Origin of the sequence: Rhodanobacter sp. Root627 (assembly GCF_001427835.1) — a bacterium.
In the GTDB taxonomy this organism is placed as follows: Bacteria; Pseudomonadota; Gammaproteobacteria; order Xanthomonadales; family Rhodanobacteraceae; genus Rhodanobacter; species Rhodanobacter ginsenosidimutans.
This window is the reverse complement of sequence record NZ_LMGW01000001.1, coordinates 809,773-836,709: the sequence shown is the minus strand read 5'-3', so window position 1 is coordinate 836,709 and position 26,937 is coordinate 809,773. Positions and strand designations below refer to the sequence as shown.

25 protein-coding genes are annotated in these 26,937 nt (G+C 66.5%); 23 read left to right on the top strand and 2 right to left on the bottom strand.

What is annotated here, in order from left to right; all coding sequences use genetic code 11:
- Positions 1 to 292: 292 nt before the first annotated feature.
- The 18 genes from ASD68_RS03995 (at position 293) to ASD68_RS03910 (ending at position 19,840) form a co-directional block, all read left to right on the top strand.
- Complete coding sequence (locus ASD68_RS03995) at positions 293 to 2,107, top strand: thiamine pyrophosphate-requiring protein (RefSeq protein WP_056603682.1); 1,815 nt, start codon at positions 293 to 295, stop codon at positions 2,105 to 2,107.
- Positions 2,104 to 3,246, top strand: a complete 1,143-nt coding sequence (locus ASD68_RS03990) for an enolase C-terminal domain-like protein (protein WP_082545936.1) — start codon at positions 2,104 to 2,106, stop codon at positions 3,244 to 3,246. Before ASD68_RS03995 ends, ASD68_RS03990 begins: the two co-directional genes overlap by 4 nt.
- Positions 3,236 to 6,349, top strand: coding sequence for an FAD-binding and (Fe-S)-binding domain-containing protein (locus ASD68_RS03985; protein WP_235578624.1), 3,114 nt, complete (start codon positions 3,236 to 3,238; stop codon positions 6,347 to 6,349). The genes ASD68_RS03990 and ASD68_RS03985 overlap by 11 nt, the downstream gene beginning before the upstream one ends.
- A 25-nt stretch (positions 6,350 to 6,374) precedes the next feature.
- Positions 6,375 to 6,821, top strand: a complete 447-nt coding sequence (locus tag ASD68_RS03980; protein WP_056603678.1) for a PPC domain-containing DNA-binding protein — start codon at positions 6,375 to 6,377, stop codon at positions 6,819 to 6,821.
- A gap of 96 nt (positions 6,822 to 6,917) precedes the next feature.
- The gene (locus ASD68_RS03975; protein WP_056603675.1) at positions 6,918 to 7,415 is read left to right on the top strand and encodes a hypothetical protein; all 498 of its coding nucleotides are present in this window, start codon (positions 6,918 to 6,920) and stop codon (positions 7,413 to 7,415) included.
- A gap of 69 nt (positions 7,416 to 7,484) precedes the next feature.
- Positions 7,485 to 8,129: a cytochrome c3 family protein gene (locus tag ASD68_RS03970; RefSeq protein ID WP_056603673.1), complete on the top strand. Its 645-nt coding sequence runs from the start codon at positions 7,485 to 7,487 to the stop codon at positions 8,127 to 8,129.
- Positions 8,126 to 11,062, top strand: a complete 2,937-nt coding sequence (locus ASD68_RS03965; protein ID WP_056603670.1) for a TAT-variant-translocated molybdopterin oxidoreductase — start codon at positions 8,126 to 8,128, stop codon at positions 11,060 to 11,062. The genes ASD68_RS03970 and ASD68_RS03965 overlap by 4 nt, the downstream gene beginning before the upstream one ends.
- Positions 11,059 to 12,417, top strand: coding sequence for an NrfD/PsrC family molybdoenzyme membrane anchor subunit (gene nrfD, locus ASD68_RS03960; RefSeq protein ID WP_056603667.1), 1,359 nt, complete (start codon positions 11,059 to 11,061; stop codon positions 12,415 to 12,417). Before ASD68_RS03965 ends, nrfD begins: the two co-directional genes overlap by 4 nt.
- Positions 12,414 to 12,944, top strand: a complete 531-nt coding sequence (locus tag ASD68_RS03955; protein WP_200945325.1) for a DUF3341 domain-containing protein — start codon at positions 12,414 to 12,416, stop codon at positions 12,942 to 12,944. Before nrfD ends, ASD68_RS03955 begins: the two co-directional genes overlap by 4 nt.
- The gene (locus ASD68_RS03950) at positions 12,941 to 13,609 is read left to right on the top strand and encodes a cytochrome c (protein WP_056603664.1); all 669 of its coding nucleotides are present in this window, start codon (positions 12,941 to 12,943) and stop codon (positions 13,607 to 13,609) included. Before ASD68_RS03955 ends, ASD68_RS03950 begins: the two co-directional genes overlap by 4 nt.
- An 8-nt stretch (positions 13,610 to 13,617) precedes the next feature.
- Positions 13,618 to 14,748: a hypothetical protein gene (locus ASD68_RS03945; protein WP_056603661.1), complete on the top strand. Its 1,131-nt coding sequence runs from the start codon at positions 13,618 to 13,620 to the stop codon at positions 14,746 to 14,748.
- Positions 14,745 to 15,104: a hypothetical protein gene (locus ASD68_RS03940; RefSeq protein ID WP_056603658.1), complete on the top strand. Its 360-nt coding sequence runs from the start codon at positions 14,745 to 14,747 to the stop codon at positions 15,102 to 15,104. The genes ASD68_RS03945 and ASD68_RS03940 overlap by 4 nt, the downstream gene beginning before the upstream one ends.
- On the top strand, positions 15,101 to 15,892 hold the full coding sequence (locus ASD68_RS03935; RefSeq protein WP_056603655.1) for an SCO family protein: 792 nt from the start codon (positions 15,101 to 15,103) through the stop codon (positions 15,890 to 15,892). The genes ASD68_RS03940 and ASD68_RS03935 overlap by 4 nt, the downstream gene beginning before the upstream one ends.
- Positions 15,889 to 16,833, top strand: a complete 945-nt coding sequence (gene coxB / locus ASD68_RS03930; protein ID WP_056605137.1) for a cytochrome c oxidase subunit II — start codon at positions 15,889 to 15,891, stop codon at positions 16,831 to 16,833. Before ASD68_RS03935 ends, coxB begins: the two co-directional genes overlap by 4 nt.
- A complete protein-coding gene (gene ctaD, locus ASD68_RS03925) occupies positions 16,820 to 18,427 on the top strand; it encodes a cytochrome c oxidase subunit I (protein WP_200945324.1) in 1,608 nt (535 codons plus the stop codon). Before coxB ends, ctaD begins: the two co-directional genes overlap by 14 nt.
- Positions 18,424 to 19,071, top strand: coding sequence for a cytochrome c oxidase subunit 3 family protein (locus ASD68_RS03920; protein ID WP_056603652.1), 648 nt, complete (start codon positions 18,424 to 18,426; stop codon positions 19,069 to 19,071). The genes ctaD and ASD68_RS03920 overlap by 4 nt, the downstream gene beginning before the upstream one ends.
- Positions 19,068 to 19,379: a cytochrome C oxidase subunit IV family protein gene (locus tag ASD68_RS03915; RefSeq protein ID WP_056603650.1), complete on the top strand. Its 312-nt coding sequence runs from the start codon at positions 19,068 to 19,070 to the stop codon at positions 19,377 to 19,379. The genes ASD68_RS03920 and ASD68_RS03915 overlap by 4 nt, the downstream gene beginning before the upstream one ends.
- A gap of 47 nt (positions 19,380 to 19,426) precedes the next feature.
- Positions 19,427 to 19,840, top strand: coding sequence for a transcriptional regulator (locus ASD68_RS03910; RefSeq protein ID WP_056603646.1), 414 nt, complete (start codon positions 19,427 to 19,429; stop codon positions 19,838 to 19,840).
- Between the two features lie 37 nt (positions 19,841 to 19,877).
- On the opposite strand, the gene ASD68_RS03905 is transcribed toward ASD68_RS03910, so the two are convergent.
- Positions 19,878 to 20,753 (bottom strand): DUF72 domain-containing protein, encoded by an 876-nt coding sequence (locus ASD68_RS03905; protein ID WP_056605131.1) that lies wholly within the window; start codon positions 20,751 to 20,753, stop codon positions 19,878 to 19,880.
- Between the two features lie 166 nt (positions 20,754 to 20,919).
- On the opposite strand from ASD68_RS03905, the gene ASD68_RS03900 reads away from it, so the two are divergent.
- Positions 20,920 to 21,108, top strand: coding sequence for a hypothetical protein (locus ASD68_RS03900; RefSeq protein ID WP_056079009.1), 189 nt, complete (start codon positions 20,920 to 20,922; stop codon positions 21,106 to 21,108).
- Positions 21,109 to 21,216: 108 nt separating this feature from the next.
- A complete protein-coding gene (locus tag ASD68_RS03895; protein ID WP_162247404.1) occupies positions 21,217 to 21,855 on the top strand; it encodes a GIY-YIG nuclease family protein in 639 nt (212 codons plus the stop codon).
- Positions 21,856 to 21,878: 23 nt separating this feature from the next.
- On the opposite strand, the gene cysG is transcribed toward ASD68_RS03895, so the two are convergent.
- On the bottom strand, positions 21,879 to 23,291 hold the full coding sequence (gene cysG, locus ASD68_RS03890; protein WP_056603641.1) for a siroheme synthase CysG: 1,413 nt from the start codon (positions 23,289 to 23,291) through the stop codon (positions 21,879 to 21,881).
- A gap of 323 nt (positions 23,292 to 23,614) precedes the next feature.
- Between cysG and ASD68_RS03885 the strand changes: the two genes are divergently transcribed.
- The 3 genes from ASD68_RS03885 to ASD68_RS03875 all read left to right on the top strand — a co-directional run bounded on the left by ASD68_RS03885 (position 23,615) and on the right by ASD68_RS03875 (position 26,876).
- A complete protein-coding gene (locus ASD68_RS03885; RefSeq protein WP_056079001.1) occupies positions 23,615 to 24,217 on the top strand; it encodes an ANTAR domain-containing protein in 603 nt (200 codons plus the stop codon).
- A complete protein-coding gene (locus tag ASD68_RS03880; protein ID WP_056603639.1) occupies positions 24,214 to 25,446 on the top strand; it encodes a CmpA/NrtA family ABC transporter substrate-binding protein in 1,233 nt (410 codons plus the stop codon). The genes ASD68_RS03885 and ASD68_RS03880 overlap by 4 nt, the downstream gene beginning before the upstream one ends.
- A 227-nt stretch (positions 25,447 to 25,673) precedes the next feature.
- Complete coding sequence (locus ASD68_RS03875; RefSeq protein ID WP_056603636.1) at positions 25,674 to 26,876, top strand: MFS transporter; 1,203 nt, start codon at positions 25,674 to 25,676, stop codon at positions 26,874 to 26,876.
- Positions 26,877 to 26,937 lie beyond the last annotated feature (61 nt).

Genomic DNA, 26,937 nt, shown 5'->3' with positions numbered 1-26,937 from the left:
GCATAGCCGCACTGCGGCGACGTCGAAGCTTCCCGCGTACGCCCTTCGACTTCGCCGCTGCGCGGCTACGCTCAGGGTGAACGGTTTGGGGGAAGCGCGAACCCCGAATCCCCGAATCCCTGCCTCCCAGAAACTTCACCCCCACATGACTTCCGCGGCGCGAAGGTAGCTGCCTGCTTTCCGCCGCTCCCCTCGCGTCCGTTCGCGACGCAGGCCCACGGCCACCGGATTCCCGGGATCCACGCGCCAGCCGATCCCGACCTCTCCATTGCACATCCGCGAGGACCCTGCCATGAGCGAAACCGTCGGCGATTTCATCCTGCAACGCCTTACCGACTGGGGCATCAAGCGCGTGTTCGGCTTTCCGGGCGACGGCATCAACGGCCTGATGGGCGCGATGGGCCGCGCCGCCGACCGTTTCGAATACGTGCGCGTGCGGCATGAGGAAATGGCCGCGTTCATGGCCGGCGGCCACGCCAAGTTCACCGGGGAGGTGGGCGTGTGTCTCGCCACCTCCGGCCCCGGCGCCATCCATCTGCTGAACGGGTTGTACGACGCGCAGATGGATCACATGCCGGTGGTGGCGATCGTGGGTCAGGCCACGCGCTCGTCGCTGGGCAGCGATTTCCAGCAGGAGGTGGACCTGCAGACCTTGTTCAAGGACGTCTGCGGCTACGTGGAAACGGTGGTGTCGCCGGTGCAGGTGCGTCACGTGATCGACCGCGCCGTGCGTATCGCGGCGGCCGAGCGCACCGTCACCTGCGTGATCCTGCCGAACGATCTGCAGGAACTGCCCGCGGTGGAAAGCCCGCCGCGCAAGCATGGCGACGTCTACTCCGGCATCGGTTATGCCAACGCCCATCCGGTGCCCAGCGATACCGAGATCCAGGCCGCCGCCGACGTGCTCAATGCGGGTCGCAAGGTGGCGATCCTGGCCGGTGCCGGTGCGCTGGGTGCGGGAGACGACGTGGCGGCGGTGGCCGAACGGCTGGGCGCGGGCGTGGCCAAGGCGCTGTTGGGCAAGGCGGTGCTGCCCGACGATCTGCCGTATGTCACCGGTTCCATCGGCCTGCTCGGCACCAAGGCCAGCTGGCAGATGATGAACGACTGCGACACCTTGCTGATGATCGGCACCACGTTCCCGTATTCCGAATTCCTGCCCGAGGACGGCCAGGCGCGCGCGGTGCAGATCGACATCGCGCCGCGCAACGTGTCCATGCGCTACGCCACCGAGGTCAACCTGATCGGCGACAGCGGCGAGGTGCTGCGCCGGCTGCTGCCATTGCTGGAGGCGAAAACCGATCCCGACTGGCGCGAGCGGATCGAGTTGAACGTGCGCAAGTCATGGCGCGCGCTGGAAGCCAAGGCGATGGAGCCAGCCAACCCGATCAACCCGCAGCGCATTTTCTGGGAGCTGTCGCCGCGCCTGCCCGACAACGTGATCATCTGCGGCGATTGCGGCTCGCATACCAACTGGTACGCCCGCGACGTGAAACTGCGCCGCGGCATGATGGCGTCGCTGTCCGGCAAGCTGGCCACCATGGGCAGCGGCGTGCCGTACGCGATCGCCGCCAAATTCGCCTATCCCGATCGCCCGGTGCTGGCTATCGTGGGCGACGGCGCGATGCAGATGAACGGCAACGCCGAGCTGATCACCGTCAAGGAATACTGGAAGCGCTGGGGCAACCCCTGCTTCGTGGTGATGGTGTTGCACAACAACGACCTGAACCAGGTGACCTGGGAGCAACGGGCGTTGGCCGGCGATCCCAAGTTCTCCGCCGCGCAGGATGTGGAGGAATTCCCGTATGCGCGCTACGGCGAGATGCTGGGCTTCAAGGGCATCCGCGTGGACAAGCCCGAGGACATCGCCGAGGCGTGGGAGCAGGCATTCAGCGCCGATCGGCCAGTGGTGCTGGAGTTCATCAGCGACCCCGACGTACCGCCGCTGCCGCCGCACATCAGTTTCCAGCAGGCGCGCGCGTACATGACCGCGCTGACAAAGAATGACCCGGACGAGCTGGGCATCATCAAGCAGAGCCTGCGCCAGGTATTGGCCGGCATCCTGCCGCGTGGCGACAGGGACGACAGCGACAAGGCCGGCTCGTGACCGCGGCCCCGCCCATCGCGGCGGGGCGCCGGATCGCCAGCGTCGAGGCCACTGCATACTGCATCCCCACCGACGCGCCGGAAGCGGACGGCACCATCGCCTGGGACGCCACCACCCTGGTGCTGGCACAGGTGAGCGCGGGCGGCCAGTGCGGGCTGGGTTACACCTACGCCCACGCCGCCGCGGCCGCGTTGATCGCCGACCCGCTGCGCGGTTGCCTGCTGGGCGCCGATGCCGATGACATCCCCGCCTTGTGGGGTGCGATGAACCGCGCCTTGCGCAACATCGGCCGCCCCGGCATCGGCCTGATGGCCATCGCCGCCGTCGATCACGCCTTGTGGGACCTGAAGGCGCGGCTGCATGAAACCTCGGTGCTGCGCCTGCTCGGCGCGGCGCGCGACGCGGTGCCCGTGTACGGCAGCGGCGGCTTCACGTCCTACACGACCGAACGGTTGCAGCAACAACTCGCTGGCTGGGCAAACGACGGCATCGCGCGCGTCAAGATGAAGGTCGGCAGCCAGCCGCAGGACGATCCGGCACGCGTGCACGCGGCACGCGCGGCGATCGGTCCCGAAGTGGATCTGATGGTCGATGCCAACGGCGCCTACACGCGCCAGCAGGCGCTGGCATTGGCCGATGCATACGCGCGGGAGCAAGTGTGCTGGTTGGAGGAGCCGGTGTCGTCCGACGATCTGGAAGGGCTGCGGCTGCTGCGCGATCGTGCGCCGCGCTCCATGGCGATTGCGGCCGGTGAATACGGTTGGGATACCTGGTACTTCCGCCGCATGCTCGCCGCCGGCGCCGTCGACGTGCTGCAGATCGACAGCACCCGCTGCGGCGGTTTCAGCGGTTTCCTGCAGGCCGCATCGCTGGCACGTGGTTTTGGCGTGCCGGTGTCCGCGCACTGCGCGCCGACCTTGCACGCCCACGTGTGCAGCGCGCTCGACAACGTGCTGCATCTGGAATATTTCCACGACCACAGCCGCATCGAAGCGATGTTCTTCGATGGCCTGCCGACGCTGCGCGACGGCGCGCTGCGGGTCGATGCGGATCGCGCCGGCCTGGGCCTGGTGCTGAAGCAGGCCGACGTGCAGCGTTACCGCGTGGCGAGCGATCAGGAGGCCGATCATGTTCACTGATCCACGGCAGCCGGAGCAATCGTCTGGTGCGACGGACAACACCAGCGTGAACCCACGCACGGCGGATCCCGCTTTGCGCCCGCCGCGCCAGGCCGACACGCAGCGGCTGGGCTCGCGTCGTGCCAACAGCGCTTCGGCCGAAGGCCTGCCGTTGCCGCCGCCGCGCGTACACCACAGCCACAGCAGCGATGGTGCGTTTTCCGCCGATGCGGCGGCCGCGCTGGCGAACGACCTGCGGCAGCAGGTGAAGGGCGAGGTCGGCTTCGATGATGGCAGCCGCGCGCTGTATGCCACCGATGGCTCGATCTACCGTCAGGTTCCCATCGGCGTGGTGATGCCGCGCGACGTGGACGACGTGCTGGCGGTATTGCGCATCTGCGCCGCGCACGACGCGCCGGTGCTTTCGCGCGGCGGCGGCACCAGCCTTGCCGGGCAGTGCTGCAATACGGCGGTGGTCATGGATTTCTCGCGTCACCTGGATCGCATCGTGGCGATCGACGTGGACGCGCGACGCGCCAGGGTGGAACCGGGCTGCGTGCTCGACGACCTGCGCGATGCGGCGGAAAAGCACCACCTCACCTTCGGCCCCGATCCTTCCACCCACGCGCACAACACGCTCGGCGGCATGGTCGGCAACAATTCCTGCGGTGTGCATTCGGTGATGGCCGGGCGCACCGCCGACAACGTGCACTCGCTGGACATCGTCACCTGCGACGGCGTGCGCATGCACGTCGGGCCGACCGGCGACGACGAGCTGGAGGAGATCATCCGTGGCGGCGGGCGACGCGGCGAAATCTACGCGGGGCTGAAATCCATCCGCGACCGTTACGCCGACCTGATCCGTGCCCGCTACCCGAAGATCCCGCGTCGCGTATCCGGCTACAACCTGGACGAACTGCTGCCGGAGAATGGCTTCAACGTGGCGCGCGCGCTGGTGGGCACCGAAGGCACCTGCGTCACCATCCTCGAGGCCGAATTGCGGCTGGTGCCCAGCCCGCCGGTGCGCTCGCTGCTGGTGCTGGGCTATCGCGACGTGTTCCTGGCCGGCGACCACGTGCCACAGATCCTGGGTTTCGGGCCGATCGGGCTGGAAGGTATCGATGACGCGCTGATCGCCGACATGAAGCGCAAGGACATGCACCCGAAGGATCGCGCACTGCTGCCGCCCGGCGGCGGCTGGCTGCTGGTGGAGTTCGGCGGTGACAGCAAGGATGAGGCCGACGGCAAGGCGCGGCAGTTGATGGAGGCGCTCAAGGGCAGGGACGACGCACCCAGCATGAAACTGTTCGACGATCCGGCCGAGGAGAAGATGCTGTGGCTGATCCGCGAATCCGGCCTCGGCGCCACCGCTCGGGTGCCAGGCCAACCGGATGGCCATCCGGGCTGGGAGGATGCGGCGATCCCGCCGGACAAAGTGGGCGCGTACCTGCGCGACTTCCGCCAACTGCTGGCCAAATACGATTACACCTGCGCGCTGTACGGTCATTTCGGTGATGGCTGCATCCATTGCCGGATCGACTTCGACCTGTCCACGCCCGAGGCCGTGTCGCAGTGGCGCGCGTTCATGGACGAGGCCTCGGACCTGGTACTGAGCTATGGCGGCTCGCTCTCCGGCGAGCACGGCGACGGCCAGGTGCGGGCGTCGTTCCTGCCCAAGATGTTCGGCGATGAACTGGTGCGCGCGTTCGGCGAGTTCAAGGCACTGTGGGATCCGCATGGCCGCATGAATCCGGGCAAGATCGTCGACCCCAACCCGATGGACGCCGACCTGCGTACCGGCCCCGGCTACCGGCCGCCCAAGCTGCAAACGGCGTTTGCCTGGCGCGACGACGGCAACAGCTTTGCCCAGGCCACGCGCCGCTGCGTGGGCGTGGGCAACTGCCGCAACAAGCGCGGCGGCGTGATGTGTCCCAGCTATCGCGCCACCCACGAGGAGAAATACTCCACCCGCGGCCGCGCCCATCTGCTGTTCGAGATGCTGCAGGGCGATCCGATGCGCGGCGGCTGGCGTAGTGAACCGGTACGCGACGCGCTGGACCTCTGTCTTGCCTGCAAGGGTTGCAAGAGCGATTGCCCGGTGAATGTGGACATGGCCACCTGCAAGGCCGAGTTCATGTCGCATCACTACCGCCACCGACTGCGGCCACGCGCCGCGTATGCGATGGGGCTGATCTTCTGGTGGGCGCGCGCCGCCTCGAAGGTTCCCTGGCTGGCGAACTTCTTCCTGCGTGCACCGGGCGTGTCGCGCCTGTTCAAGGCGATCGGCGGCATCGCTGCCGATCGCACCCTGCCGCGATTCGCCAGCGAGACATTCCGCGACTGGTTCTTCGCGCGCCCGCCCGGCGACGCGGACAAGCCCGCCGTGGTGCTGTGGCCGGACACCTTCAACAACTACCTGCACCCCGAGCCGCTGAAAGACGCCGTCGCCGTGCTCGAATCGATCGGCTACACCGTGCGCGTGCCGCGACCCGCCGTCTGTTGCGCCCGTCCGCTTTATGCCGAAGGCATGCTGGATCTGGCGCGTCATCAACTGCGTGACAGCATGCAGGCGCTGGCAACGGACATCGACCTGGGACTGCCGGTGGTGGGCTTGGAGCCGTCGTGCATAGCCAGCTTCCGCGACGAGCTGCCCAATCTTTTTCCGGGCGACGAACGGGCGCACTGGCTGTCGCGCAACACCTTCCTGCTCAGCGAATTCCTGGACCAGATCGGCTACGCGCCACCGACGTTGAAGCGCAAGGCGCTGGTGCATGCGCATTGCCACCACCACGCGGTGATCGGCACCGATGCGGAAAAACATCTGCTCGACAAGCTGGGCCTGGATGCGGAGTTCCTCGATGCCGGCTGCTGCGGCATGGCCGGCTCGTTCGGTTTCGATGCGCGCCATGTGGACGTGTCCCGCGCCATCGGCGAGCTGCAACTGCTGCCGGCGGTGCGCGCCGCCAGCGCGGACACCTTGATCATCACCAACGGCTTCAGCTGCCGCCAGCAGATCGCGCAATGCACCGGCCGCGAAGCCCTGGGCATGGCGCAGGTGCTGGCGATGGCGTTGCGGCAGCACGAAGGCGCGGCGTTCCAGTCGCTCGATACGGGCAACCGTTGAAACGGTCATCAACGCGGAGGCAACCATGCAACACAAACTGATCCACGACGATGGCAGCAAGACCTGGGTGGTGATTCTGGAAACCGGCGACGAGGTCACCGCCTGCCTGCAGTCGTTCGCCACGGCACAGAAGCTCAGCGCCGCGCACCTCACCGCGATCGGCGCGTTCGAGCGCGCCGTGCTGGGTTACTTCGAGTGGGACAGGAAAACCTACCGGCGCAATCCCGTGGACAACCAGTGCGAGGTGGTGGCGCTGCTGGGCGATGTGGCGTTGAAGGATGGCGAGCCGAAACTGCACATGCACGCGGTATTGGGCCAGCCGGACGGCCAGGCTTTGGGCGGCCATTTGCTGGAGGGCCACGTACGCCCCACGCTGGAGGTGGTGGTGACGGAAACACCGGCGCATCTGCATCGCCGCTTCGATCCCGACGCCGCCCTGGCCTTGATCAGGATGGATGCGGATGCGCCGTGAGCGCCGCAGCGAAGGTGCGATTCAGCCGTCCATCACGCACTGGTCACCGCGCCGCCACCAAGATCGACGGTATCCGTCGACTGCGCAGGAGGTGACATGAAGACACGCCATGTATTCACCACGCCCGACGTCCGTGCGGCCGAAGAGGCGGTCAATGCGCTGCGCCGCGCGGGCATTCCGAAAGAGGATATTTCGCTGATCGCCAGCGACAGGATCGAGAGAGAGGCGATCCCGGACGATCACCAGGAGACCAGCGGCGACTTCGCTGGCGGTGGTGTGAAAGGTCTGGTGGGCGGCGGCGCCAGCGGCCTGCTTGCGGGTATCGTGGCGGTCACCATTGCGCCGCTCGGCCTGACGCTCGCGGGCGTGGCTGCGATGACCCTGGTGGGAGCAGCCGTGGGCGGCTGGATGGGCATGCTCACCGGTACCGAGGAGCCCGACACGGTGCGCCGCACGTTCGAGGACGAGATCGCCGCCGGTCACGTGTTGGTGGTAGTAGACGGCGCGGACGACATGCTGGCACGCGCCGATACCGCACTGGCGGCCACCTCCGCCACGCCGTTGCCGTTCGACAAGCCCACGTTGATGACGTGAGCAAGGGCGTCCGCGCGTCGCGTCGCGGGTGAATCCCGCGCGATCGCGCGGTGTTGCAATGGAACATCCATGGGTCAGGTTTTTCATCCGCGTTTCGGGTTGTACGTGCAACTCGCGCTGCTCGCCGTTCTCGTGTCGCTGGTTTGCGGCGCCTTGATCTGGCGCGCGAGTACAGCCGAACCGCATGGCGTCGGTGAGGCGGTGGAGCAACCCGTGCCTTTCAGCCACAAGCATCACGTGGGCGACGACGGCATCGACTGCCGCTATTGCCACAGCTCGGTGGAGACCAGTGCCTTCGCCGGCATCCCGCCGCTGTCCACCTGCATGACCTGTCACTCCCAGCTCTACACCGACACCGCCGCGCTGAAGCCCGTGGTCGACAGCTGGCGCCACGGCGTGGCGCTACATTGGCAGCGGGTGCACCAGTTGCCTGATTTCGTGTATTTCAATCACAGCATCCACGTGGCCAAGGGCGTGGGTTGCGTTACCTGCCATGGCCGGGTGGACGGCATGCCGCTGACCTGGCGCGCCAGGCCGCTGTCGATGCAGTGGTGTCTTGATTGCCATCGCGCACCACAGAAATACCTGCGTCCGCGCAACAAGGTGTTCGACATGACCTGGCAGGCGAAAGACCAGGCCGCGCTGGGCATGGCGCTGGTGCGGCGCTACCAGATTGATACCCGCCTGTCCGACTGTTCGGTATGCCACCGATGAGCGCCGCCACGACACCCGCCGCCGAGGCCGCGATGCAGGCGCTGCGCCAGCGCATGGCCAGCGCCACGGCGGGCGAGGGCGCGAGCGGCCCGCGCTTCTGGCGCGCGCTGGAGGAACTGGCCGATGATGCGCACTGGCGCGCAACCCTGCACGTCGCCATGCCGCAACTGGCCGCGCTGGCGCCGATGGATCGGCGTCGCTTCCTGAAGTTGCTGGGCGCGTCGTTGGCGCTGGCCGGCCTCGCCGCCTGCAGCTCGCCGCCGCAGGAGCAGATGGTGCCGTGGCTGCGCCAGCCCGAAGGCATGGCCGCCGACAGTGCGCGCTTCTACGCCAGCACGCTGGCCTGCGCAGGCGATGTGAGCGGTGTGCTGGTGGAAACCCATATGGGCCGCCCCACCAAGATCGAGGGCAACCCCGCACACCCGGCCAGCCTGGGCGGCAGTGCGCCGGCGCTGCAGGCGGCGGTGCTGGAACTGTGGGACCCGGACCGTTCGCAGACGCCGCTGCATCGTGGCGTGCCGGCAACGTGGGACGATTTTTTTGCCGAACTGGCCAGGCTGTCGAGCGGTGATGGCCGCGGCTTGCGCATACTCAGCGGCACCATCGTCTCGCCCACGCTGGCGGCCCAGCGCGATGCCCTGCTGCAAAAGTTTCCCGGTGCCCGCTGGCATCAGTACGAAGCAGCAGGGCAGGGTCAGATGCTGGCCGGCGCCGCACTGGCGTTCGGCACGCCGCTGCAACCGATCTATCACTTCGACAAGGCGCGACGCATCCTGGCGCTGGATGCCGATTTCCTGGGCAGCATGCCGGGCCGGCTCGCCTATGCCCGCGCCTTCGCGCGGCAACGCAAACCGCCGCAGATGAATCGGCTGTATGCGGTGGAGCCCACACCTTCGCTGACCGGCGCGATGGCCGACCACTGCTGGCCGCTGTCGCACGACGGCGTTGGCGCCTTCGCGCGCCAGCTTGCCAGCTTGCTCGGTGTCGGCGGCGTCGGTGACGCGGGTGCGGACGAAAATCTGGTGCGGGCGGTGGCCGACGACCTGCGTGCCCACAAAGGTCAATCGCTGGTGCTCGCCGGCGAAACTCAGCCGCCGCCGGTACACGCGCTGGCGCATCGGTTGAACCAGGCGCTGGGCAATATCGGGCACACGGTCGAGTACATCGCGCCGATGCAAACCGCCGCGTCTGACGATTCGCTGGCTTCCCTGTGTACAGCGATGGACGCAGGCGACGTCCAGACCCTGCTGGTACTGGACGCCAATCCGGTCTACGACGCGCCCGCCGATCTGTCGTTCGCGCAGGCGTTGTCCAAGGTGCCGCAACGCTTCCATCTGGGTCTTTACCGCGACGAGACCGCGCGGTTGTGTGACTGGCATCTGCCAATGGCGCATGCGCTGGAGAGCTGGTCGGATCTGCGCGCATGGGACGGCACGGCCAGCATCGTGCAGCCGCTGATCGAGCCGCTGTATGCGGGCCGTTCCGCGCATCAGGTGCTGGCGGCGATGCTCGGCCAGCCGACGGACATCCACGCCTTGCTGCAGTCGCGCTGGCATGCCGGCGATGACGAGGGCTGGGACCGCAGCCTGCGCGAAGGCGTGATCGCCGACAGCGCCACGACACCCGCCACACCCTCCGCGATCAGCACCGACTTTCCTGCCCCATCCACGTCATCATCGGGCGACCTCGAACTGCTGTTCCGTCCCGACCCCACGCTGTGGGATGGCCGCTACGCCAACAACGGCTGGCTGCAGGAGTTGCCCAAGCCGCTGAGCCAGCTGACCTGGGGCAATGCGGCCTTGATCAGCCCCGCGCTGGCCGCCGAGCGCAAGCTGGCCAATGGTGACGTGGTGGAACTGCGCGTGGGAGAACGGCACCTGCGCGCGCCGGTGTGGATCATGCCCGGCCAGGCCGCGCGCAGCGTCACCGTGCATCTGGGCCATGGCCGCCGGCATGCGGGCCACGTGGGCGACGGGGTGGGTTTCGACGCCAATGTGCTGCGCAGCCACCTGGCGCCGTGGCGCGAAGGCGGCCTGCAGCTGCACGCCACTGGCGAGCACGTCGAACTTGCCGCCACCCAGCATCACCATGCGATGGAAGGACGCGCACCCGTGCGTGCCGGCACGCTGGACGAATACCTGCACAACGCCCGGTTCCTGCAACCCGATGAGCCCGCCACGCCGCCCAGCCTGTATCCGCCGAAGCCGCCGGGCGAATACGCGTGGGGCATGGCTATCGACCTCAACGCCTGCATCGGTTGCAAGGGCTGCACCATCGCCTGCCAGGCGGAGAACAACATCCCGGTGGTTGGGGCGGACCAGGTCAAACGCGGCCGCGAGATGCACTGGATCCGGGTGGACCGCTACTACGAAGGCAGCGCGCAGGCGCCGCACACGCATCACCAGCCGGTGCCGTGCATGCATTGCGAGCACGCGCCGTGCGAGGTGGTGTGTCCGGTAGGCGCCACCGTGCACGATGCCGAGGGGCTGAACCTGCAGGTGTACAACCGCTGCGTGGGCACGCGTTTCTGTTCCAACAATTGCCCGTACAAGGTGCGCCGCTTCAACTTCCTGCAATACGCCGATGTAAAAACCGAGAGCCTGAAGGCCCGGCGCAATCCGGACGTGTCTGTGCGCAACCGCGGCGTGATGGAGAAATGCACCTACTGCATCCAGCGCATCCAGACCGCCCACATCGCCGCCGACCGTGACGGTCGCGAGATCGCCGATGGCGAGATCGTCACCGCCTGCCAGGCCGCGTGCCCCACGCAGGCGATCACCTTCGGCAACATCGCCGACCCGGACAGCGCGGTAAGCAAGGCCAAGGCCTCGCCGCTGGATTACACACTGCTGGCCGAACTCAATACGCGGCCACGCACCAGCTACGGCGCGCATCTGCGCAACCCGAACCCCGCGCTGGAGGACGACGCATGACCGACGCCCTCGACAACGCACCGTTGCTGGAGCCCGGCCAGAGCCTGGCCGGCGTCACCGACCATGTCAGCGACATCGTGCTTAAACGCCCCACCGGCCGTCTGTGGCTGGCGGCGTTTGCGCTGTCGCTTGCCCTCACCGGCCTGCTGGCCACCGGCATCGTGTGGCTGTTGATGCGCGGCGTGGGGATCTGGGGGCTGGACATGCCGGTGGCGTGGGCGTTCGCGATCGCCAACTACGTGTGGTGGATCGCGATCGGCATGGCCGGCACCTTCATCAGCGCCGCGCTCTACCTCACGCGCCAGGACTGGCGCAGCCCGCTGACCCGCTACGCCGAAACGATGACCGTGTTCGCGGTGTCGGTGTCGGGCCTGTTTCCGATCCTGCATCTGGGCCGGCCCTGGTTCTTCTACTGGCTGGCGCCGTACCCAGACCGCATGAACGTGTGGCCGCAATGGCGCAGTTCGCTGCTGTGGGATTTCTTCGCCATCGTGGCGTACCTGATCGTGTCGCTGTTGTACTGGTACGTGTCGATGATCCCCGACCTGGCCACGTTGCGTGACCGCGCCACGACGCGGGGCAGGCAGGTGTTCTACGGCTTGCTGGCGCTGGGTTGGCGCGGCGAGGCGCGGCACTGGAAGCGCTTTGAGACGCTGAGCCTGCTGCTGGCAGCACTGGCGGTGCCGCTGGTGTTTTCCGTGCACTCGATGGTGGCGCTGGATTTTTCCGAGGGGCTGCTGCCGGGCTGGCATTCCAGCATCTTCCCGCCGTTCTTCGTGGCCGGTGCGCTGTTCTCCGGCTTCGCCATGGCGATGGTGCTGGGCCTGCCGTTGCGGCACTGGTTCCAGCTGGGCGATTTCATCACCCCGCGCCACATCGACAACCTCGCGAAGATGATGCTGGCCGCGGGCCTGTTCGTCGACTACAGCTACCTGATGGAAATCTTCACCGCGTTCTACGGCATGGACCGCTACGACGTGGCGATGACGATGCAGCGGTTCAGCGGTGCGTACGCGTGGGTGTTCTGGACCACGATCGCGTGCAACGTGGTGGCGATCCAGGCGCTGTGGTGGCCGCGGGTGCGCGCCAATCGTGCCGCGCTGTTCGGCATTAGCGTACTGGTGCTGATCGGCATGTGGTTCGAACGCTTCATGCTGATCGTCAGCAGCCTGTACCACGACTTCCTGCCGTCGAGCTGGGGCATGTTCTATCCCACCTTCTGGGACATCGCGTTCCTCGCCGGTTCGATCGGTTTGTTCTTCCTGCTGTTTCTGCTGTTCGTGCGGGTGTTGCCGATCGTGTCGATGTCGGACATGCGCAAGCTGGTGCATCGGCTGCAGGGGACACGGCCATGACCGGCGCGAACGTCTACGGCTGCATGGCCCGGTTCGACAGCGCCGAGACCTTGCGCGGCGCGGCATTGCAACTGCGCCACGCCGGCTACACCCGGCTGGAGGCGTACTCGCCGTTTGCCGTGGAAGGACTGGCCGAGGCGCTGGGGCCGACGCGCAACCGCCTGCCGTTGCTGGTGCTGCTGGGCGGATTGTTCGGCGGCATCGGCACGCTGGCGCTGCAGTACTACTCGGCGGTGATCGACTACCCGATCGACGTGGGCGGCCGCCCTGCGGCGAGCTGGCCGGCGTTCATTCCCGCGGCGCTGGAGATGACGATCCTCTGTGCGGTGCTGGCCGGCGTGGTCGGCATGCTGCTGGGGAATGGCCTGCCGCAGCTTTATCACCCGGTGTTCAACGTGGCGCGTTTCGCGGAGGCCAGCCGCGATGGCTTCTTCCTGGTGATCCGGGCTGACGATCCGCATTACGACGACGCACGGCAGGCACTGCTGGATCTGGCGCCACTATCTGTCGATGAGGTGCCTGCATGATCCGCCGCGCGCTCGGCTTGCTGGTCATCGCGCTGGTGCTCAGCGGCTGCGAGCGCGGCATGCACGACATGTACGACCAGCCCAAGTACAAATCGCTGGCACCCAGCCCGCTGTTCGCCAATGGCAACTCCGCCCGCACGCCACCGCCTGGGAGCGTGGCAACTGCGGTAGGTGAGACGGCCGACAGCAGCAGCGGCCAACGCGGCCAGATGATGGCGGCGACGTCGGTTGCGCCCGCGTTGCCGCTGGACGAGCAGGGCCGCAGCCTGGCGCAGGGCGACGTGGGCGGGCGCGCCGAATCCAATCCGCTGCCACTGACCATGGCGCTGCTGCAACGCGGGCAACAGCGCTACGACATCTATTGCGCGGTCTGTCATGGGTCGGCGGGCCATGGCGACGGCATGATCGTGCGGCGCGGCTTTCCGGCACCGCCGTCGTATCACAGCGAGCGATTGCGCAACGCGCCGGACAGCCACTTCTTCCAGGTGATCACCCACGGCTACGGCGTGATGTATCCCTACGCCGACCGGGTGCCGGTGCGCGATCGCTGGGCCATCGTGGCGTACATCCGCGCGCTGCAGTTGAGCCGCCATGCGCCGGTGTATCAACTGGATGCCAGCGACCGTGCGCAACTGCAAAACAGCGCCGCGGGAGTCCACCGATGATGCCGGCGATGGATAAACGGCACGCGCGGCGCGTCCATGTGGCGGTGGCCTGCGTGGCTACCATCGCGCTGTTGCTGTGCCTGCTGCTGGGCTGGCATGCACCGCGACAGGCGCTGCTGTCGTATCTGGTGGCGGGCATGTTCGGCCTGTCGCTGTCGCTGGGATCGATGGCGCTGCTGATGGTGCACGTGCTGACCGGCGGTGGCTGGGGTTGGTACCTGCGCCCGCAACTGCTGGCGGCGCTGCGGCCCTTGCCGTGGCTGGCGGTGTTGTGGCTGCCGCTGCTGCTGGGCATGCATCTGCTCTATCCGTGGGCGGCGCCGGGCGCCATGGCGAATGCCGCGCTGCGCAGGCAAAGCTGGTACTTGGACGACGGCTTTTTCATCGTGCGCATGCTGGTGTGCTTCGGCCTGTGGCTGTGGCTGGCCTCGGCGTTGCGGCGGCGGCTGGATCGCGCCGACGACGCCGGCCTGTCACGCTTCGCGGCGCTGGGGTTGATCGTCTATCTGCTCACGGTGACCACGGCCGCGGTGGACTGGGTGATGTCGCTGGTGCCCGCGTGGCGCTCGTCCATCTTCGGGCTGATCGTGGCCACCAGCCAGTTGCTGGCCGCCGCCGCGCTGGCGGTGTTGTACGCAGCGCTGCGGCATCGGCGCATTGATGTGCCATCGCATCCGCCGGCCGAGCCCGCGCGTTTGCTCGGTGACGTGAGCAACCTGCTGCTGACGCTGGTGCTGGCCTGGTCGTACCTGGCGTTCATGGATTACCTCACCGCATGGATCGGCGACCTGCCGGCGGAAACCGTGTGGTACCTGCCGCGGCTGAAAACCTCCTGGAGCGCGCTGGGCGTGGCACTGGTGGTGTTTCATCTGGCCGTGCCATTCGCTGTGCTGTTGTCGCGGCAGGCCAAACATCACGCGGGCTGGTTGCTGGCCGTGGCGGCGCTGTTGCTGGTCATGCATTACGTCTATGTGTTCTGGCTGGTGGTGCCCAGTTTTCGGTCGGGCGGTTTTGCCCTGGCGTGGAGCGATCCGCTGGCGTGGCTGGGCATCGGTGGCTGGTGGTGGGTGCTGTTCGATGCGCGCTGGCGTGCCGTCGTGCAACCCGTGAACGCGTCCGCCGCGAGGGCATGGCCATGAACGACAATCACCGCCACGAATCCGCGTGGATCAATGCGCGCCTGCTGCATCGGGTGGCGCTGGGCCTTGGCATTGCGCTGGTGCTGATCGCGGCGCTGATGTATCCGCTGCTGCGCTTCTGGCTGGCGCCGCAGCTCACCGCCGGCCTGCAGGCACCGCCGCCTGCGCCGCGGTTGCAGGCCGATCCCGCGGCGGATCTGGCGGCCGAGCGCGCGCAGCAGCGGCAACGGCTGGAGCGTTACGGTTGGGTGGATCGCGATGCCGGCATCGCGCAGATCCCGATCGAGCGGGCGATGGCCTTGCTGGTGGCAAACCATGCCACACCGGCGACATCCGACGCGGAGGATTCCCGATGATCCGCCGCGCCCTCATCGCCTGCGCCTGTCTGTGGCTGAGTGCAGCCGCGTTGGCGCATGCACCGATGGCGCCGGCCGATCTCGACCAGCGCGCGGGCTTCGACCAGCGTCTGGGTGCGCAGGTCCCGATGGAACTGCACTTACGGGAAAGCGACGGCCAGTCGCGCTCGCTGCGCCAGGTCGCCAACGGCAAGCCGATCCTGCTGGCCATGGGCTATTACCGCTGCCCGAACTTGTGCGATGCGGTGTTGCACGGGATGGCGCACGCCGTGGCGAAGCTGACGCTGCGGCCGGCTCAGGACTACGAGATGGTGTTCGTCAGCATCGATCCACGCGAGCTGCCCGCCGACGCCGCCGCCAGCCAGCGCATGCTGGCGCGGGAACAGCCAGCGGCGAAGGTCGATCGCTGGCATTTCCTGACCGCTAACGAAACAGACATCCATTCGCTGGCCCGTGCGATCGGCTTCCGTTATTTCCTCGACCCACGCAATAACCAATACGCCCACGCCGCCGGCGTGGTGGTGCTGTCCGCCGAAGGGCGCGTGACCCAGTACATGTTCGGCGTCGACTACCCGCCGCGCTCGCTGCGGCTGGCGCTGGTGGATGCCTCGCGCGGAAAACTCGGCGGCCTGGTGGATCAACTGGTGCTGCTGTGCTGCGGCTACGACCCCAGCACCGGCCGTTACAGCCTGCTGATCGGACGCGTGATGCAGTTCGTCGGCATCGGCTTTGCGATCGTGCTGGGCGCCGCCGTGTGGTGGCTGCATCGGCGGCGGAGGACGACATGATCGCGATGGCGCCACCGCAGGCGTCGAGTCTGGCCGGCAGCGTGGACACGCTGTTCGACATGATGCTGGCGCTGACCGGCACGGTGTCGGTGGCGGTGTTCGTGGTGATGATCTTCTTCTGCGTGAAGTATCGCCGCCGCAGCCATGCCGACCGCACCGGCGCGAACCGCACGCGCGTGGGCGTGGAGATCACCTGGACGCTGGTGCCGTTCGTGATGTTCATGGCGCTGTTCGGCTGGAGCATCAGCCTGTGGAGCCGCATGCGCACGCCGCCGGCTGACGCGGCGCCGATCTACGTGGTGGCCAAGCAGTGGATGTGGAAGGTGCAACACCCGGGCGGCCAGCGTGAGATCGACAGCCTGCACGTGCCACGGGATCAGCCGATCCGGCTGGTGATGACGTCGCAGGATGTGATCCACAGTTTCTACGTGCCCGCGTTCCGGCAAAAGCAGGATGTGTTGCCCGGGCGCTACACGCAGTTGTGGTTCACCGCCACGCGCGAGGGCGATTACCCGCTGCTGTGCTCGCAATATTGCGGCACCGACCACGCCCGCATGACCGGCACCGTCAGCGTGATGAAACCGGCCGACTACGCGCGCTGGCTGCAGGCACACGCAAGCACCGGCCTGGCGGAGCAGGGCGCCGAACGTTTCCGCCGCTTCGGCTGCAGCGGCTGCCACGGCAGCCAGTCCGACGTGCATGCACCCGACCTGGATGGGCTTTACGGCAGCACCGTACCGCTGACCGATGGCAGCCAGGTACGCGCCGACGACCGCTACATCCACGACGCGATCATGTTGCCGCGCAAGCAGGTGGCGGCCGGTTACGCGCCGATCATGCCCAGCTACAGCGGCCGCATCGGCGAGGACGACGTACTGGCCCTGATCGCCTATCTCAAATCGCGCCGCACCGCGACGGAGGCTGCACGTGAACAACATTGAATCCGCCGTACCGCCGCCGCGCAGCTATCTTGATGACGGTCATACCCTGCGTTCGTGGCTGTTCACCCACGACCACAAGCGCATCGCGATCCTGTACGCACTGGCGATCACGTTTTTCTTCTTCCTGGGCGGTTTCGCGGCGCTGCTGATCCGGCTGGAGCTGATCACGCCGGCCGGCGACCTGTTGACCGCCGACGCATACAACAAGGCGTTCACCTTCCACGGCGTGGTGATGGTGTGGTTTTTCCTGATCCCGTCGATCCCCGCCACGCTGGGCAACTTTCTGTTGCCGATGATGATCGGCGCGCGGGACATGGCGTTTCCGCGGCTGAACCTTTTCAGCTGGTACCTGTACATGATCGGCGGGCTGTTCACCCTGGCGATGCTGGTGCTGGGCGGGGTGGATACGGGCTGGACGTTCTACACGCCTTTTTCCACCATGTTTTCCAACGGTCACGTGATGCTGACCGTGGTGGGCGTGTTCGTGGTGGGTTTCTCCTCCATCCTCACCGGCATCAATTTCATCGCCACCACCCACAGCATGCGCGCGCCGGGCATGACCTGGATGCGCCTGCCGCTGTTCGTATGGGCGATGTACGCGGTGGCGCTGGTGATGGTGCTGGCCACGCCGGTGCTGGCGATGACGCTGTCGCTGATCGCGCTGGAGCGGATCTTCGGCGTGGGCATTTTCGACCCGGCGCTGGGCGGCGACCCGCTGCTGTTCCAGCATTTCTTCTGGTTCTATTCGCACCCGGCCGTCTACATCATGGTGCTGCCGGCGATGGGTGTGGTCAGCGAGCTGATCACCGCCGGGGCGCGCAAGCGCATCTTCGGCTACAAGTTCATGGTGTGGGCCATCGTGGGCATTTCGGTGGTGGGCTTCCTGGTCTGGGGCCACCACATGTTCGTGGCCGGGCAGTCGATGTACGCCAGCATCGTGTTCTCGATACTGAGCTTCATCATCGCGGTGCCGTCGGCGATCAAGGTCTTCAACTGGACGGCCACGCTGTACAAGGGACGCATCGATTTCAACGCCCCGATGCTGTACGCGCTGGGCTTCGTGGGCCTGTTCATGCTGGGCGGCATGACCGGCATCTTCCTGGCCGCCACCGCACTGGACGTGAGCCTGCACGACACCTATTTCGTGGTGGCGCATTTCCACTACATCATGGTCGGCGGCTCGGTGATGGCCTACCTGGGCGGCATCCATTTCTGGTGGCCCAAGGTCACCGGCCGGCTGTATTCGCAGGCATGGGCGCGCTTCGCCGCGATCCTGATGTTCTTCGGCTTCAACCTCACGTTCTTCCCGCAGTACTTGCTGGGTTACGAGGGCATGCCGCGGCGCTATCACGAGTACCTGCCGCAGTTTCAGGTGCTGAACATCCTGTCGTCGGCGGGTGCGTCGATCCTGGCCGTTTCCTATCTGCTGCCGCTGGTGTACCTGGGCTGGTCGCTGCGTTGCGGCCCGCGGTCCGGGCCGAACCCCTGGCGCGCGAAGGGGCTGGAATGGCTCACCGACTCGCCGCCGCCCACGCACAATTTCGAGGTCACGCCTGTGGTCACCGAAGGGCCGTACGCCTACGAGGACGCATGAACAGCGGCAACGCCATGCTGGCCCGACAGTTCGACGATGCCGCGCAGCAGCGCGACGCGTCGGCGTTGGGCATGTGGACGTTCCTGGCCACGGAGGCCTTGTTCTTCGGCGTACTGTTCGCTGGTTACACGGTGTGCCGCGTGCGCTTTCCCGAGGCATTCGCGGCGGGCAGCCGGCATACCGACATGCTGCTGGGCACGATCGAAACCGCCGTGCTGCTGACCAGCAGCTGCGCCGTAGCGCTGGCCTTGCGCGACGTGCAACTGGGTGGCCGCCGCATCGCCGTGTGGCTGCTGGTGCTGACCTCAGCGCTGGGCCTGAGCTTCCTGGTGATGCACGGCTTCGAGTACTACAGCGAATACCGCGAGGGGTTGATGCCGGGCATCCATTACACCCAGCAAGGCCCGCTGGCCACGCCGATGCAGCTGTTCTTCTGCCTGTATTACTTCATCACCGGCTTCCACAGCCTGCATGTGGGCATCGGCGTGATCCTGCTGCTGGTGATGGCCCACCGCACCCAGCGCGCGCGATTCAGCGCGGCACACTACACACCCCTGGAGCTGTCGGCGCTGTATTGGCATCTGGTCGACATCGTGTGGATCTTTGTCTATCCGCTGATTTACCTGGTGGAGAGGGCCGGATGAACACACCGACGAAACCAGTTTCGCCACCTTCGCTGCGCTTCCATCTGACCGTGTTGGCGACCCTGCTGGTGCTGCTGCTGACCAGCGCCGGCCTGGCGCTGTTGCCCATTGGAGTGTTCAACACATTGATCGCGCTGGGCATTTCCGTGCTCAAGACGCTGCTGGTGATGGCGTTCTTCATGCGCCTGCGCCACGGCCCGCCGCTGTTGCGGATAGCCGCGGCGGTGGGTTTTGCCTGGTTGGCCGTGTTGATCGGCATGACCGTGGCTGATGTGCTTACCCGAGTGGTGCTACCTTCGCCGTGGTGAAACGCCCGATGTCCTGACCCTCGCCCCGACTCGACCAAGGAAATGGAATGAATCAGCCGCTTGCCATCGCCCCCATTGCTGACGCCTGGAACCATTTCCACGCGATCTCGCACGTCGGCCACATCGCGGATGACCAGGACTATGAGGCGTCCATCCAGCTGACCGATGCGCTGATCAGTGAAGGCGCGATGGAGGAGACGCATCCACAGCATTTGCTGTTCATGACGCTCAACGATCTCGTCTACGCCTACGACCAGCGGCACAACGCGATGTCGGCGCCGCAGAGCGCCCAGGTGCTGCGTTTCCTGATGGAGCAGCACGGCCTGAAGTTGGCTCAGCTGCCGGAAATCGGCCGCCAGAGCGAGGTATCCGAAATCCTCGCGGGGCAGCGCAGCCTTACGGCGCACCACATCCGCAACCTGTCCGCCCGCTTCGGGATCAATCCCAACGCATTCTTTTGATGCGCATGTGCGGCTGCGGCTAACGGCCGTTGGGGGCTTATGAACGGCCGTCCAGCCGTCCGCGCAACTTGATGGCGTCGAACGGCGCCTTCACCTTGATGTCGTTGTCGAAATAGCAGTACACGTCACGCGATTGGCGCGCGGGCGGCGGTTTGCCGCTGGCGCGACGGGCGCCGCGCGGTTGCGCGCCGCGCTGCCACGCGCGGATGCGGCGAGCCCAGTCGTCCAGCGCGGCATCGCTGTATCCGCTGGCGTAGAGCTTCTTGTCGCCGTGCAGGCGCAGGTACATGAAGCCGGCGGTCACGTCTTCCAGCAACGGCCACTTGCCGGCCGTATCCGCCACCACCAGGGCCACGCCGTGCTGGCGGAGCAGGGCAATGAAATCGGGGTCGACGAAACTCTCGTGGCGGATTTCCACCGCATGGCGCAGGCGGTGCGATGCCTCCGGGAAACTTTCGGCAGGATGTTTCAGGTGGCTGTCGTGCCTGGTTGCCAGTTGGGTTGCTTGATGGGTGTTACGCGGCAGCAACGCCAGGAAGTCGCCGAACTGCTTTCTGTCGTAGCGGAAATTGGGCGGGAATTGCCAGAGCATGGGTCCAAGTTTCGCCCCCAGGTTCAGCACGCCGGAGGCGAAGAAATTCGCCAGCGGCCGTTCGATGTCGCGCAACCGCAGCACATGGGTGATGAAGCGCGGCCCCTTCACCGCGAACACGAAACCGCGCGGGGTCTGGTCGTGCCATTGCGTGTAGCTCTCCGGCCGCTGCAACGAATAGAACGAGCCGTTGATCTCGATGGTGGCGACCTGCCGCGATGCGTAGTGCAACTCGTCGCGCTGCACCAGCGACTCCGGGTAGAACTTCCCGCGCCACGGCGCATAGCGCCAACCGGAAATGCCGATACGCGATTTGCCCATCACCTTCCGCTCGCCGATGCCTCCCGCCATGCAACAGGAGCCCCGGTGAGCCGCTGGTGAAAACCCCGCATTCATGATCCCGACCGGCGGCGGTGTCTAGACGGAAAACGCATGCGCTTTTAACAGCACGCACTGCACGCTGAAGCCTCCCGCCAGAGGAGTCACCATGTCCACACACGACCGCAAAGACGTCGGATGCCCTGACGAACTGCCCAAGCACACCGAGACCGAGGCGGAGCGCGCCGCACGCAAGAAGGAGGAGAGCGACAACCAGGACCAGGCGCTGGAGGAGACCTTTCCGGCGAGCGATCCCGTTTCACCGTTCATTCCGGCCAAGGCTCCCAGCGACGATTGAATGTTTCGCCATCCGCAGCCCTAGCTGCGGATGGAACCACTGCCGCCATGCCACGACGGGCGCGGGGGAATGCGGTACACCCAAGCAAGTGCTGCCGGCCTGACTTCCGTGAATGACGACGTTGCCTTTCCCCGTTTCACCAGCCGTGGGCGAACCTATGTCTACGTGCTGCCATGCCGCGATGAGGACATCCTGAAAGTCGGCTTCTCGCGCGATCCCGTGGACCGCTTCCGCACCTTGCATCCGCGCTTTTTTGAATTCTTCGACCTGGACCGCGGCCTGCTGATCCACACCGACCGCCTGCGCGATGCGCGTCGGATCGAACGGTTGTTCATTACCACCTTCGCCGATTTCCGCGCACCGGCGCCACTGGTGGTGCCGCGATCGGCTGCCGGTCACACCGAGTGGTACCGCGGCGCCTATTTACCCGTCAGCGTGCTGGCGCACAAGCTCTGCGTGCAGGAAGGGCTGACCTTGCACGCACCGCTTCGCGATTGGGTCCGTGCCCGGTTCGATGAGTGGAGCGATCTGCTGTTCGGCTGGTCGTCGCGCATGCTGGAGATGATCGAGTACCAGCACTTCAATATCCCGCTGGACCAGCGCAACGGCCGGGCCGAAAAAGTGTTGCGCGACGTCCTCGACGCTTACGTCGCGCTGGGAAACGACTTGCAGGCCCTGGTGCCCGAGCCCGTGCTGGACTGGTATTACCGCTGCGGCTTTCCGGAGGTGTCGCGTTGGGATGACTGAGCGGATGCGCCCAGTCGGCATCGCTACGCGGCCAGTTCGGCATTGGCCGTATCGACCGTCTCGCCAAACCAGCCCAGCTCGTCGGCCATCATCGCCACCTGGCCGATGATCAACAAGGCCGGTGCCTCGATGTGGTGCATCGATGCCAGCGCGGGCAGGGCATGGAGTTCACCCCGGAGCACGCGTTGCTGCGGTAGCGTTCCGTTCTCGATCAGCGCAAAGGCCGTATCCGGATCGCGGCCATGCGCCAGCAGGCGCTCAGTGAGATGAGCGAGCTGGGCGAGGCCCATGTACACCGCCAGGGTCTGCCGCTCGCCCGCCAGCGCGGCCCAGTCCAGCGTGTCCATCGAATCCTTGCAGTGCGCGGTGAGCAGCCGCACCGACTGGGCGTGTTCGCGGTGGGTGAGGGAGATGCCCGCGTAGGCGGCACAGGCCACGGCCGCGGTCACGCCGGGCACGATCGTGCAGGCCACGCCATGGCGCCGCAGGTACTGCATCTCCTCGCCGCCACGACCGAACACGAACGGGTCGCCACCCTTCAGCCGCACCACGTAACGCCCGGCGCGGGCATGCTGCAGCAACAACGCGTTGATCTCCGATTGCGGGGTGTGCCGGCCGCCGCCGCGCTTGCCGACATCGATGCGCTCGGCATCGCGCCGCGTCATCGCCAGGACCTCGGGGCTGACCAGTTGGTCGTGCAGGATCACGTCGGCCCGGTTGAGCGCGCGCAACCCGGCGAGCGTCAACAAGCCCGGATCGCCGGGGCCGGCGCCGACCAGCACGACCGAACCGGGTACGGGTGGGGCATCGTGATCCAGCGCGTCGAGCAACGCCGCCTCGGCTTCGGCGTGGCGTGCGTGGCGCAGCAGCTGGAGCACCGGGCCGTCATACAACGCATCGTAAAACCGGCGCCGGGCGGCAAGATCGGGGAACGCGTCGACAATCGCCTTGCGATGCCGTTGCGCCAATGCCACCAGCGGGCCGATCGCCGGGTCCAGGTGTGACTCCAGCGTTTCACGCACGCGGCGAGCGAACATGGGCGCGGCGCCAGCCGTAGAAATGCCGATGGTCAGCGGTGCCCGATCCACCACGGCCGGCACCTGGAAACGCGACAGCGCCGGGTCGTCCACCACGTTGCTCAGGATGCGCCTTTCGGTGGCGTGGGCGGCGACCTCGGCATTGAGCTGGCGATTGTCGGTGGCGGCGATCACCAGCCAGACATCGTCCAGCCACGACGGCTCGAAGTCGCCGCCGATGTGCGCGATGCGTCCATCGGCCACCTGTTCAGCCAGGGCCGGGAGCAAGTGCGGTGCACCAACACGGACCACGGCACCGGCCTCGAGCAGGGCGGCAACCTTGCGTTCGGCCACGTTTCCGCCGCCCACTACCAGTACCGGCAAGCCGTTCAAGTCCGCAAACAAGGGATACAGGCGCATGTCGTGTCTCCGGGGCGGGGCTTTCCCCGATTCGGGGATTGCGTTGGTGTATTCGGGTGCATTTCAAGAAAATCATTTGGCCATCCATACGCCCGTATACGGATGCCAGGCAAGTGTGCAAAATGACAACGCGCCGTGCTTTTCTTATAACAGATCAATCAATGAATGTGGCAACGCAGCAAGATGGATCGAACCGGATTTGAACCATGGTCACGACAACTTTGACGAATGGCGTTTCGCCGGCTGATGCGCGTGCTGCATAGCAATAACACCGCCGGATGTTTCAACGCGTCATCACGGCTTGATGGAAATCGCACCCACCGATGTCCCTGAAAATCCTTCTCATCGACACTGACGCCGGCCGTGCGCGCGCGCTCGAGGAGATCCTGTGCGAGTCCGGTTTTGCCCAGGTGGTGCGGGTGCCGGAAGGGGCAGGGCGGATCGCTGCGGTGGAGGACATCAAGCCGGATCTGATCATTGTCGACATGGCGTTGCCCGATCGCGACGCGCTGGAAGACTTGCGCCTGGTATCGTCCGGCCACCCCATCGTGATGTTTGCCGGCAGCGACGATCCGGCGTTTGCCGAAGAGGCGATCGACGCGGGCGTGTGCTCGTACAACCTCTCCGGCGTACCGTTGCAGGACATCAAGCCGATCATGGCCTCGGCCATCGCGCTGTTCCGCCGCCTGCGCAAGGTCGAGGGCGAGCTGGCCGAAGCGCAGGCCAGGCTGGAGGAGCGGCACCTGATGGAGCGCGCCAAGGCGCTGCTGATGCAGGGTCGCAGGATGACCGAACCGGAAGCGTATCGCTGGCTGCAGAAAACGGCGATGAACCAGAACCGGAAACTTGCCGAGGTGGTCGCGGCCTTCGTGACCCGGCACGACGCGGGCACGGATTCGCACAAGGGAAAGGGGAGACAGCCATGAATGCGCCGACACCATCGAGCAGCGGCACGGCGCCGAAGCTGCGCATCGGCATGTTGCGCCTTACCGATAGCGCGCCGGTAGTCACCGCGCACGAGTTCGGCTTCTTTGCCGACGAAGGCGTGGAGGTGGAGCTGGCAGTCGAGCCCTCGTGGGCCAACATCGCGGACAAGCTGGCCTTCGGCGCGCTGGACGCGGCGGTGATCGTGCCGCCGCTGGCGTTCGCGGTGCAGTTGGGCCTGCGCGGCGTGGCGCAACCCATGCTGATTCCCTACACGCTCAGCGTGGGCGGCGTGGCCATCACGCTGGAGCGCGAGCTGGCGACACGGGTGCGCGCGCTGGGCGAAAGCGACGATCTGGACCCGTTGCCCGCGCTGGCCGCCTGCCTGCGCCAGCAGCCACTCACGCTGGGCGTGGTGCATGCGTTTTCCACCCATAACCTGCTGTGCCGCTACTGGCTGGCCAGCGTCGGCATCGAGGTGGATCGCGATGTGAAGCTGGCGGTGGTGCCACCGTCGCGTGCCGTGGAAGCGCTGCGCGAAAAGCAGATCTCCGGCTTCTGTGCGGGCGCACCGTGGGGCGAGGTGGCACGGCGCAACAGCGTGGGCCATTCGATCGCCGGCTCGCAGCAGATCTGGAGCAACGCGCCAGAGAAGGCGTTCGCCGTGAGCGCGCGCTGGGCGAACCAGCATCCCGAAGCATTGTCCGGCGTGCTGCGCGCACTGCATCGTTCATCCCGCTTCTGCGACGACGCCGAAAACACCGCCTACATCGCCTCGCTGCTGTCGCGTCGGCGCTATCTGAACCTCGGTTCGCACGCCATCCTGGCGAGCCTGCCCGGCGGTGCCGAGACGTCGAACGGCTGCGTGTTCCATCGTGGCGCGGCGACGTTCCCCTGGCGCTCGCAGGGCTTGTGGTTTCTCAGCCAGATGCGGCGCTGGCAGTTGATCGACGACAGCATCGACCTGCGCACCCTGGCTGAGCGCGTATATCGGCCCGACCTGTATCGCGCCGCGCTGTCACCTTCAGGCGAATCGGTACCGCGGGCGGACTGGAAAGTGGAGGGCGCACACGCGGCGGCGTGGTCGCTCGATGCCACGCCGCTGCCGATCCCGATGCCGTCCGACCGGTTCTGCGACGGCACCGTTTTCGACCCCGACGCGCTGCCGCCGCTGGGCGAGAGTGCGATGCCCATCCGCGCACGCAACGACGGAAACGACGCCACGCGTTGAGCGTGGAGGTAAACGACAATCCACATAAAAAACGCTTGCCTTTGACGATTTGTTGCACTACAACATAAACCGTGACCCGCGGTTCCCGCACCGCCGGTACGATCGAGGAAGACAGCCTAATGGCGGGCTGATCTGGCTACTGACAATGCAGTTCCTCGCGAGCTAATGGCGGTTCGCAACCGGTAGATCCGGCAGCGCTGCAAGCGCTGAAACCGCGAGCCATTGCCATGAGCAAAGCCTTCTTCAAGGCCGGTCATTTCCCCACGCTGGCCGTTTGCTTCCTGTATTTCGATCTCAGCTTCGCCGTCTGGGTGCTGCTTGCGCCGCTGGCAGTGCTGATCGCCAACGACCTGCATCTGCAGCCGGACCAGAAGGGCCTGATGGTGGCCACGCCGGTGCTGGCCGGTGCCTTGCTGCGGGTGCTCAACGGCGTATTGATCGGCCAGTGGAAGGCGCGCCGGGTCGGCATCGCGATGCAGCTGGTGGTGATCGTGGGACTGCTGCTGGCGTGGTGGCTGGGCCTGCATTCGTTCGGCCAGATGCTGACGCTGGGCGTCGTGCTGGGCGTGGCCGGCGCTTCGTTCGCCATTGCCTTGCCGATGGTGTCGTACTGGTATCCGCCGGAACGCCAGGGCGTGGTGTTGGGGCTGGCCGGCGCGGGCAACTCCGGCACCGTGTTCGCCGCGTTGTTCGCACCCGCGCTGGCGCTGGCGATCGGCTGGCGCAACACCCTTGGCCTGGCGGCCTTGCCGTTGCTGGTGGTGCTGCTGGCGTTCGTGTTGTTCGCCCGGGACAGCCCCAACTCGCCGCCGCCGAAAACGCTGGCGGATTACCGGCGCGTGCTGCGCACGCCCGATGCGTGGTGGCTGATGTTTTTCTACGGCATCAGCTTCGGCGGCTTCGTCGGCCTGTCCTCGTTCCTGCCGATCTACTTCAACGACCAGTACGGCCTGTCCGCGGTGACCGCGGGTTACTTCACGGCGGGCTGCGTCTTCGTGGGCTCGTTCGTGCGGCCGCTGGGCGGCGCGCTGGCCGACCGCATCGGCGGCACCCGCGCGCTGTCCATGGTCTACGCGTTTGTGGCGTTGATGCTGGCGATCATCACCTTCGGCCACCAGCCGGCCTTCGGCGCGCTGGCTGCGCTGGCGCTGGCGATGACGGCGCTGGGCATGGGCAACGGCGCCGTGTTCCAGCTGGTGCCGCAACGCTTCCGTGGCGACGTCGGCCTACTCACCGGCCTGGTCGGCATGACCGGCGGCGTCGGTGGCTTCTGCCTCGCCGCGGGGCTGGGTTACGCCCGGCAATTCACCGGCAACTACGGCTATGGCTTCGGCACCTTCGCGCTGCTGGCACTGCTGGCCTGGGGCGGCATTGCCAGCGTGCGGCTGCGCTGGCGCGGCGTCGCGGTACTCAGCGGCGTGCGCGTCTGAGGACGCCACCCATGGCCGACCCCAAGCGCATCTCCCTCAGCCCATCTCCCTCACACCACCG